The sequence below is a fragment of the Pseudoalteromonas sp. AS71 genome, from assembly GCF_038900275.1.
Lineage (GTDB): Bacteria > Pseudomonadota > Gammaproteobacteria > Enterobacterales > Alteromonadaceae > Pseudoalteromonas.
The window spans coordinates 407,131-416,696 of the sequence record NZ_JBBMQZ010000001.1 but is presented as its reverse complement, the minus strand read 5'-3'; the positions used below and the strand labels follow the sequence as shown (position 1 = coordinate 416,696).

Genomic DNA, 9,566 nt, shown 5'->3' with positions numbered 1-9,566 from the left:
GTCGGTGCAATGGTATCTATTTCACCAGTGCCTGTGGCAGTAGCTTCATTGCCTGCGGCATCGCTCACACTTGCGCTTACGGTGAAGTTACCTTCTGCAAGGGCTACCGGTACAGGGGCTGACCACGCGCCACTTGCGCCAACTGTCGCGGTAATGGTTTGCTGTGCACCGGCACTGTCTGTCACAATAATAGTGACTTCACTGCCTTGTGGCGCATCGCTTGTACCCGAGATAGTCGGTGTCGTGTCATTGCTAACATCATTGTCTGCAATAACAAGGCTTGGTGCGGTTAAGTCAATCTCGCCTGTTTCGGCGGCGCTGCCGATATTACCTAGGCCATCGTCTACCTCAGCGGTCACCGTGTATTCACCTTCGGCTAAATCAGTTGGTGCATCAATGCTCCATACACCACCCGTTACCGTCGTATCAACAGTGGTAATATTCCCCGCACTGTCTTCAAACGTTAAGCTAATGATTGTGCCATCTGCCGCATCGCTTGTACCATTTATGGTTGGGGTGGTGTCGTTGGTATCAAGCAATGCATTGATACTAATGCTTGGGGCCGTGGTGTTGAGTGTTGCGGTTTCACTTAATGTAGTGGTATTACCGGCGTTATCGCTAACGCTAGCTTCAATGGCGAGCTCACCATCGCTCAGTGCATTCGGTACATCCGCTGACCAACTGCCATCAGCTTGCACTGTCGCGGTGAACGTTTGTGTTGTGGTGCCATCGCTCACGCTGATGCTAATAACCGTACCCGCCGGCGCATTGGTACTTCCGCTGATAGTCGGGGTGCTATCGTTCGTTGCGCCCACGGTATCAAGCACAAGCGTTGGCGCGAGGCTATCAATGGTGCCCGATTGTACGGCACTATCGGTGTTACCTGCGGCATCGGTAATGCTGGCTTGCACACTGTAGCTGCCCTCTGGTAATTCAGGGCTGGTTGCTTGCCAGTTGCCGTTCGCATCGACTGTGGCTGTAATTGGTGTTTCATCGCCGTTACTGTCGGTGATGACAATATTCACAACGGTGCCTTCAGGCTCTGTTGAGGTACCACTAATCACTGGGGTGCTGTCGTTGCCTAAGCCCAATGCATCAACGGTGATAACGGGTGTAATGGTATCTACATTACCACTGCTGTTCGCGGTGGTGTCGTTGCCTGCAGCATCGGTAATACTCGCGGTTACAGTAAAGTCTCCTTGCGCAAGCGCACTTGGAATTTCAATGTCCCAGTGACCATCACTTTCAACGGTGGTGGTAATGGTTTGCACAGCCCCTTCGCTGTCGGTGATGATGAGTGTAACGGTGCCGCCAATTTCATTACTGGTGCCTTGTAATGTCGGTGTTAAGTCGTTTACATCGCCAACAGTTTGGATAGTTAATGTCGGTGCTTGCGTATCTAATGTAATTGTATCTGTAACTGTTGTCGTATTTCCTGCTTCATCAGACACACTCACTTCGATGGTGTTATCACCTTCATTTAAATCTGTTTGTGGAGTTACTTCCCAGTTACCATTTGTATCTACTGTGGTGGTAAGTGTTTGTTCAACCCCGTTTTCATCGGTAATAACAACCGTGATACTGGTACCAACTTCTGCATCACTAGTACCTGAAATGGTAGGTGTTGAGTCGTTAGTTACAGTATCAAAGTCAACTGTTAAGCTAGGCCCTGATGTATCTATGTTGCCTGTAGCCGTATCTGAAGCGCTATTTCCTGCAGCATCAGATACTTCAGCTTCTACAGAGTAATCGCCCGAGGCCAACTCTTGAGAAAGTTCAATAATCCAATTACCTTCTACATCTGTTGTAGTGCTAAATGTGCGAACAACCCCTTGAGAATCAGTAACCGTTAAATTTATAACTGTGCCTGCAACTATGTCTGTTGTGTTACCAGAAATAACTGGGGTTGTATCATTACTTGTATCTAGTTCATTTACTTGTATGGTTGGAGGCGTAATATCAATTACAGCATCAAGCTCTGCACTAGCCGTTCCACCACCTATGTCTGTTACTGTTGCACTAATTAAAATGGTGCCTTCAGCTAAATCTACAGGCGGAGTAACACTCCAAAGACCGTTTTCATCAACAACTGTGGTTAAAGTAATTGTTGCACCCGCTGAGTCAGTGATCTGAACTTCAACCGAGGAGCCAACTTGTGCATTAAAAGTATCACCATTTATTTGAGGTGTTTGATCGTTAGTTTCGCCAATAATATCAATGGTGATAGTCAATGCGCTTGTATCGATTGTACCTAAAGCACTTGCTGTGCCTTCATTACCAGCGCTATCACTGATACTTGCATCTACAGAGTAGGTCCCTTCTGCTAAAGCCGCTGACACTTCTGCAGTCCAACTCCCGTCTGCAATTACTTGTGCTGTAATTGTTTGTACTGCACCATTAGCATCAGTCACAGTTAGAGTAATAGTTGAACCAGCAGTCTCCCCACTAACTGTGCCTGAAATGGTCGGTGTTGTATCACTCGTATCGCCTAGCGCGTTAATAGTCACTATTGGCGCTATGGTATCAACTTCGCCGGTTGTGGCTGCTGTGATTTCATTGCCCGCAGTATCGGTAACCGATACTTCAACCGTAAATTCACCTTCGCTTAATTCATTCGGTACATCCACACTAAAGGTGCCATCGGCTTGCACTTCGGTGGTAATAGTTTGTGGGTTACCCGCTTCATCAGTCACAGTAATTGTAACAACTGTGCCCTCTGGCTCGCCCGTTGCTGTACCTGAAATGGTTGGGGTTGTGTCGTTAGTATCAGCCAGTGCGTCTATCGTGATCACCGGTGCTGAAGTATCAACTTCGCCCGTTGTTGTTGCTGTGGTTTCATTGCCCGCAGTATCAGTAACCGATACTTCAACCGTAAATTCGCCTTCGCTTAATTCATTTGGTACATCCACACTAAAGGTGCCATCGGCTTGTACTTCAGTAGTAATTATTTGTGGATTACCAGCTTCATCAGTGACCGTAATAGTAACTAACGTGCCCTCAGGCTCACCCGTTGCGGTGCCTGAAATGGTTGGGGTGGTGTCGTTAATATCACCTACGGGGTCAATAATAACTGTTGGCGCGACAGTATCAACTTCGCCTGTTGTTATTGCGGTAGTTTCATTACCTGCGGTATCGGTAACCGATACTTCAACCGTAAATTCGCCTTCGCTTAATTCATTTGGTACATCCACACTAAAGGTGCCATCGGCTTGCACTTCAGTGGTAATTATTTGTGGGTTACCAGCGTCATCAGTTACCGTAATAGTAACAACGGTGCCCTCTGGCTCGCCCGTTGCTGTGCCAGAAATTGTCGGTGTGGTGTCGTTGCTATTTGCCAGTGGATCAATCGTAATAGCAGGAGCTGAGGTATCAATAGTACCCGTTGTTACTTCTGTACTTACGTTACCAGCAGTATCAGTGATTGATACGTCTACGCTGTATTCGCCTTCACTTAATTCATCTGGTACATCAACAGTGTAAGTGCCGTCAGCGAGTACTTCTGTAGTGATGGTTTGTAGGTTACCAGCTTCATCAGTCACGGTAATAGTAACAACTGTGCCTTCTGGCTCGCCAGTTGCGGTGCCTGAAATAGTCGGTGTTGTATCGTTGCTATCAGCGAGTGCATCAATCGTAATGGTTGGTGCGGTATTATCGATAGTTCCTTGTGCTGAAGTTTCATTTTGGTTACCTGCTTCATCGCTAACGATGGCATTAACGCTAAAGTCACCTTCAACTAACTCATTAATAGCATCAGCTGTCCAGCTACCATCAGCTAGCGTTTGTGTTGTAATTGTTTGTGTATTACCACCAGCATCTGTCAATGTTAACGTAACCGTTGTTCCAGCGGGCACATTTTGTACGGAACCTGAAATTGTTGGAGTAGTATCGGCGCTATCTGGGATTGTATTAATTGCTATAATTGGAGCTGATAAATCAATTGTTCCGGTACCAGTATCGCTTGCTTCATTACCTGCAGCGTCTGTTACTGTTGCCGTAATTGTAAAGTCGCCTTCAGCAACAGCTTGGGTTGCCCCAACTTGCCAAGTTCCATCTTCTGACACAACCGCCGTCAATGCTTGAGACTCACCATTTGCATCAGTAACTAAAACACTAACAAGGCTACCCGGAGCTACATCACTCGTTGTTCCGCTAAATGTAGGCGTTGTATCGTTTGAATCAGCAGAGTCATTTACTGCAACTAAAGGAGGGGTGGTATCAACTGAGCCTAATTGTGAATCTTGAGCTGCGTTACCTGCATTATCAGATACATTAGCTGTTACTGTAAAATCCCCCTCACTTAAAGCAGTTGGAACCTCAATACTCCAAGTACCATCAGCACTTATAGTAGTAACTAACTGTTGCTCAGCCCCTAGACTATCGGTAACAATTAAAGTTACTTCACTCCCAGATGCTAAACCTTGGGTAGAGCCGGTAAGAATAGGTGTTGTATCGTTTGTATCTGCAATATTGTTGATAGTCACACTTGGTGCGGTTAAATCGACCGAACCTGTAACAGTTGCCGTACTGCTATTGCCTGCAGTATCGCTAACACTTGCTGTTACTGTGAAATCACCTTCACTGAGATCTGCAATAATATCCGCTGTATATGTACCATCTGTATTCGTAATTGTTGTAAGTGTTTGTTCATTGCCTTCACTGTCAGTTATTACTAATGTAACTTCGGTCCCTGCAGGTACATCAATTACATTACCGCTTACAGATGGGGTTACATCATTCGTATCCTCAATAGGATTTATCGTGATTGCCGGATCGGTTAAATCAATCTCTCCAGTTTCACTTGCAGAAGCTGTATTACCCGCAGCATCAGTTACAGTTGCAACCACACTAAACTGACCTTCAACCAATTCATTACTTGCCTCAACTGACCAACTTCCGTCAGCACCAGTAACTACTTGCACGGTTTCTGCTACGCCATCGCTTCCTGTAAATGTAACGGTTACTAACGCACCAGGTTCTACGTCTTGTGTAGAGCCGCTAATTGTAGGTGTTGTATCGTTAGTATCAATAATAAAATTAATACTTACAGTTAAATCAACATTACCTACTGCACTTGCTTGCGCTTCATTACCCGAGTCATCTATAACAGCAGCAACTACTGTAAAGTCGCCCTCCGGTAGAGGGGCTGTTACTTGTGCAGTCCACGAACCATCTTCTTGCGTCACTGCAAGTAATGTAAATGTACTCCCATCGCTTGCCGTAATAGTTAAAGTAATGGTTGTACCTGCAGGCACATTACCGGTGTTACCACTTAAAAATGGAGTGGTATCGTTAGTATTAGCAATTGCATCGATTTGAATTGAAATAGGAGCAAACGTTATTTCGCCGTTTGTTTGCGCAGTAGCCTCATTACCTGCTGCATCGGTTACTGACGCAGTTGCTGTAAACTCACCACCTGGCAAGATTTCATTAGCATCAACACTCCATGTGCCATCTTCATTTAATAAAGTAGTTAAAGTTTGTACGTTACCGTTAATATCGGTTACTAATACTGTAATAACAGAGCCCGCAGGAGCATCTTCCACCCTACCTACAAATGTTGGTGTAGTATCGTTAGTATCAGCAATTGCAGTAACGGTAATATCAGGGTTTGTTAAATCAACAACACCTTGGTTATTTGCTTGGGCTTGATTACCTGCAGCATCACTTACACTTGCATCAACCTCAAACTGCCCTTCAGCCAATGGCGTAGTTACGTCGATAGACCAATCCCCATCAGCGTTAGTTTGGGTTAATAATGTTTGAGTTTGACCATCAAAATCGGTAATAACCACACTAATAATAGAGCCTGCAGGTACATCTTGCGCGTTACCTGTAATCGTTGGCGTGGTGTCTTGAGTGTCGTTAATATTATTAATTTGTACCGAAGGCGCCGTTAAATCAATTACTCCTGAATCACTTGCTAATGCTAAGTTTCCTACACTGTCGCTTACTTGTGCATCAACAGTAAAATCACCTTCAGGTAAAGGAGTCCCTACTTCTACACTCCAGCTTCCATCGGCTTGGGTAACTGCAGTTAATGTTTGTATTTGTCCTGCACTATCTGTAACAGTAATTGTTACTTGCGTGCCCTCAGGAACACCATTTGTTGTTCCAACAAGTGGTGGTGTTGAGTTATTTGTTTCATCAGTTACATTTACGGTGATTACCGGAGCAGTTAAATCTACATTCGCTAAAGCTTGGTCTATAGCTTGATTTCCAGCTGCATCAATCGCAACAGCGCTTACGTTAAACTCCCCTTCAGATAAAGGTGAGGTAGTAGTAATAACCCAATTTCCTAGCGCATCTACCTGAGTAACTATTGTTTGTACCGTACCTGCACTATCCGTTAACGTGACTGATACATTATCCCCAGTATTCAAACCAGATACTGTCCCTGTCACTGTCACTGTTTGCGAAGCAGAATCGGCAACAGGATCAATAGCAATAAGTGGAGGTGTTGTATCAACCTCAATTGAAATAGTGTCGTTTATAGGATTACCAACAGGATCCGTCGCTTCAACAACAACCGTTACAGGGCCATCAGCAATTGGTGTTGGTAGGGTTATTTCAAAGGTACCATCAGGGCCAATTACAACACTAACTACTTGAGAGTTTCCATCAACATCAGTTACCGTTACATTAACCGTTTCGCCGATTAAGTTTTCGCTCGTACCGGTGATTGTGGGTTGTGATGAATTGGTAATACCTAGCTCATTAAGTGAAATAGATGCAGTAGTTGAATCAGGCACAATACCGTCAGAGGTATCTCTTAAATTAAAAGCTTCAGTAGCGCCTTGCTCAAAAGATGAATCAAAAGTAACACTACTAGGATCAACACTTTCAGAAATTCGGGTTAGCTGTACAAACGAACTGCCTCCATCTGCACCCGCAGCGTTACCCCCACCAGCGGCTGTTGCCTCTAAATTATCTAGAATGTCCCCATCACCTTCTAACGCATCTAAAAAATCTGTTACATCAGAATTAGCCGCTGTTGATGGGTCTTGCTCTGCCCCTAAATCTAAGCTTGCAATTGCTTCATCTAAACTTTCATCAAAAACAGTTGTTTCGCTAGAATCTCTGGCTTCTTTCGCTAATAAGTCTGGTGTTATTTTTACCTTTTGATTTGCGGGTATAGATAAGGTTTCACCTTGCACATCAATTTGTAAAGACGATTTAATAGCAGTAACAACTAAATCACCCACGGTGATAATGTCACCAACATTTAATGCTCTTATTGACCCATCATCCAGCACCACACCTGCCGAACCTTGAATATCAATAACTACCAGTTGATTTGCTTCCATTTTGGTACCCTCAAACTTATTAAAATAACAATCTAATAAGTTAAAGGTAGGACAAAAAAGCCACATAGATACTGTACTCAAGTACAGGTTTAGAAGAAAAATTCAAAAATAAAAAATCAACAAAAAAGTGGTAGAAATTTTTTTTTATGCTAACCAAAACGATTACTTGCAAAAATAGTATTCCTTTACTAAATACTTAAGGGAGTATTTACGGTCTTAACAGGATCTAAGAGGAAGAAATGATTACAAAAAACACTTTTAAGAAACATCAAGAGACTATGTTAATCGGACTAACGATTACAGCCGCAACTCTACTAAACTATGTGCATGCAAATGAACAATCAGCAATGCCACTTACCTATGTCTCAAGTAAAGCGATTGAAAACAATCCTGAAGTACAAGAAGCATGGCATACTTTTAAATCTTCGATTTATGGAGTAGATGCTGCCCGCTCAGGTTATTTACCAAGTGTTGATGTATCAGCAAGTGCAGGATATGAAAGAAGAAATTACGGTATTGAAGAAGAATATAACCGTAATACAGCCGAGTTAAGTGTTACTCAAATGCTTTACGACGGTTTTAGGACCTCGAATACGGTTGATCGCTTTAAACGCATTCAACTCATTAGGTACTTTGAGCTTATTTCTCAAACAGAACAAACAGCACTTGAAGCCTCAATAGCCCTGCTCGACGTACAAAAATTCAAAGAGTTAGTACAACTTGCAGAAGCTAATTTACAAGAGCACGAGTCTGTATATCAACAAATAGAACAAAGTGTAGGAGCTGGTGTAGCGCGCGCTGCCGATCTAGAACAAATTAGTGGGCGCTTATCTTTAGCACAATCTAACGTATTAACGGAGTACTCAAATTTACATGATGTAAGCGCTCGCTACTTAAGGGTTGTAGGAGAGCTTCCTATGAACGATATAAAGCAAGCTGACCTTGATGAAAAAAATATACCAATTTCAGTTAATCAAGCGCTAGACGTCGCTTACAAAAATAGCCCTTCATTTTACGCCTCTTTGTATAATATTGAAGCACAAAAAGCTAACGCAAAAGCACAAAAAGCAGCGTTTCATCCTAACGTAGATTTATCTGCCCGCTACGGTAGCCAAGATAGAGATGAACTTGGTCAAAATGAAACCAGAACAGAAGCGCGAGTCGGCATCGATATTAGCTATAATTTATATAATGGTGGTCTTGATAATGCTAATTTAGAACAAGCCTATCAGGATATAAACATTGCAAAGTATCAACGCGATCAGTCTTGTATTGATATCCGTCAGAGTCTGCAAATTGCTTATTACAACGTCACTATATTAGAACAAAAGTTACCGGCGCTTGATCAACATCGTGCATCATCAACCAAAGTTAAAATTGCATATAAGGATCAATTCGATATAGGCCAACGAACTCTACTAGACGTACTTGATGCCGAAAACGAGTCATTTCAATCAACACGTTCATACATAGTGGCGCTTTACGACCGTCAATCAGCTATTTTAACTATGCTAAAAGAAATGGGGAAATTACTGCCAGCACTTAACGTGATGTCAGATAAATACCCTACATTAAAAGAGCTAACTGACGACCCTATTGTTCATAACGCACAAAATATCTGTCCGAGTTACGATGTAGCAACCACTTTTAGCCGCAAGGCATTTCTTCAAAAAAAAGCTAAGCAAGATAATGCATACATGAGTGTAACGGCTATGCCAAGGTACTTAGATATACCGCTGGAAACCGACACGACAGCAAGCAGCTTTACCGATGATGATGGTGACGGCGTACCAAATGAGCAAGACACTTGCCCAAGCACACCTTTGAGTACAAATGTAGATTTATCTGGTTGCACAATTTATAGCGCATCAACCTCGAATATAGAAATTGGTATTCCTTTTTCTGCTGACTCAAGCGATGTAAGGTCTCAATATATTCAAGAAATTAGTCGGCTTGCAGATTTTTTAAAAGAGAACCCAACTAAACAGGTTGAAATACAAGGTCATGCCTCTTTAGATGGAGACCGTAAATATAACCGTAAACTATCAGAAAAACGTGCGTTTGCCGTAGCTGAAATTCTGATTAAGCAATTCGATGTAGAACCTAAACGTGTTAAATCGTTCGGGTATGGCATCGATCAACCACGTGTAAACGAAATATCAGTAAGAGCAAATGCTGCGAATCGACGTATCGAAGCTGTAATTACTGATACCTAAAGACAATTAACGTTATGTAAATAACCTAAACTCGGCATGAAATATT

General features: G+C 43.0%; 2 protein-coding genes. One reads left to right on the top strand and one right to left on the bottom strand.

All coding sequences use genetic code 11. The features are described from left to right. Window positions 1–7,304 (bottom strand): Ig-like domain-containing protein (locus WNY98_RS01950; RefSeq protein WP_342876973.1); only part of this gene is annotated, 7,304 nt, incomplete at its 3' end. Between the two features lie 239 nt (window positions 7,305–7,543). Here WNY98_RS01950 and WNY98_RS01945 point away from each other — a divergent pair. Further along, a complete protein-coding gene (locus WNY98_RS01945; protein ID WP_342876972.1) occupies window positions 7,544–9,520 on the top strand; it encodes a TolC family outer membrane protein in 1,977 nt (658 codons plus the stop codon). The last annotated feature ends 46 nt before the right edge of the window (window positions 9,521–9,566 follow it).

Excerpts from the sequence above, each read along its gene's own strand:
- WNY98_RS01945 (WP_342876972.1), top strand. The coding sequence starts at position 7,544 with ATGATTACAAAAAACACTTTTAAGAAACATCAAGAGACTATGTTAATC.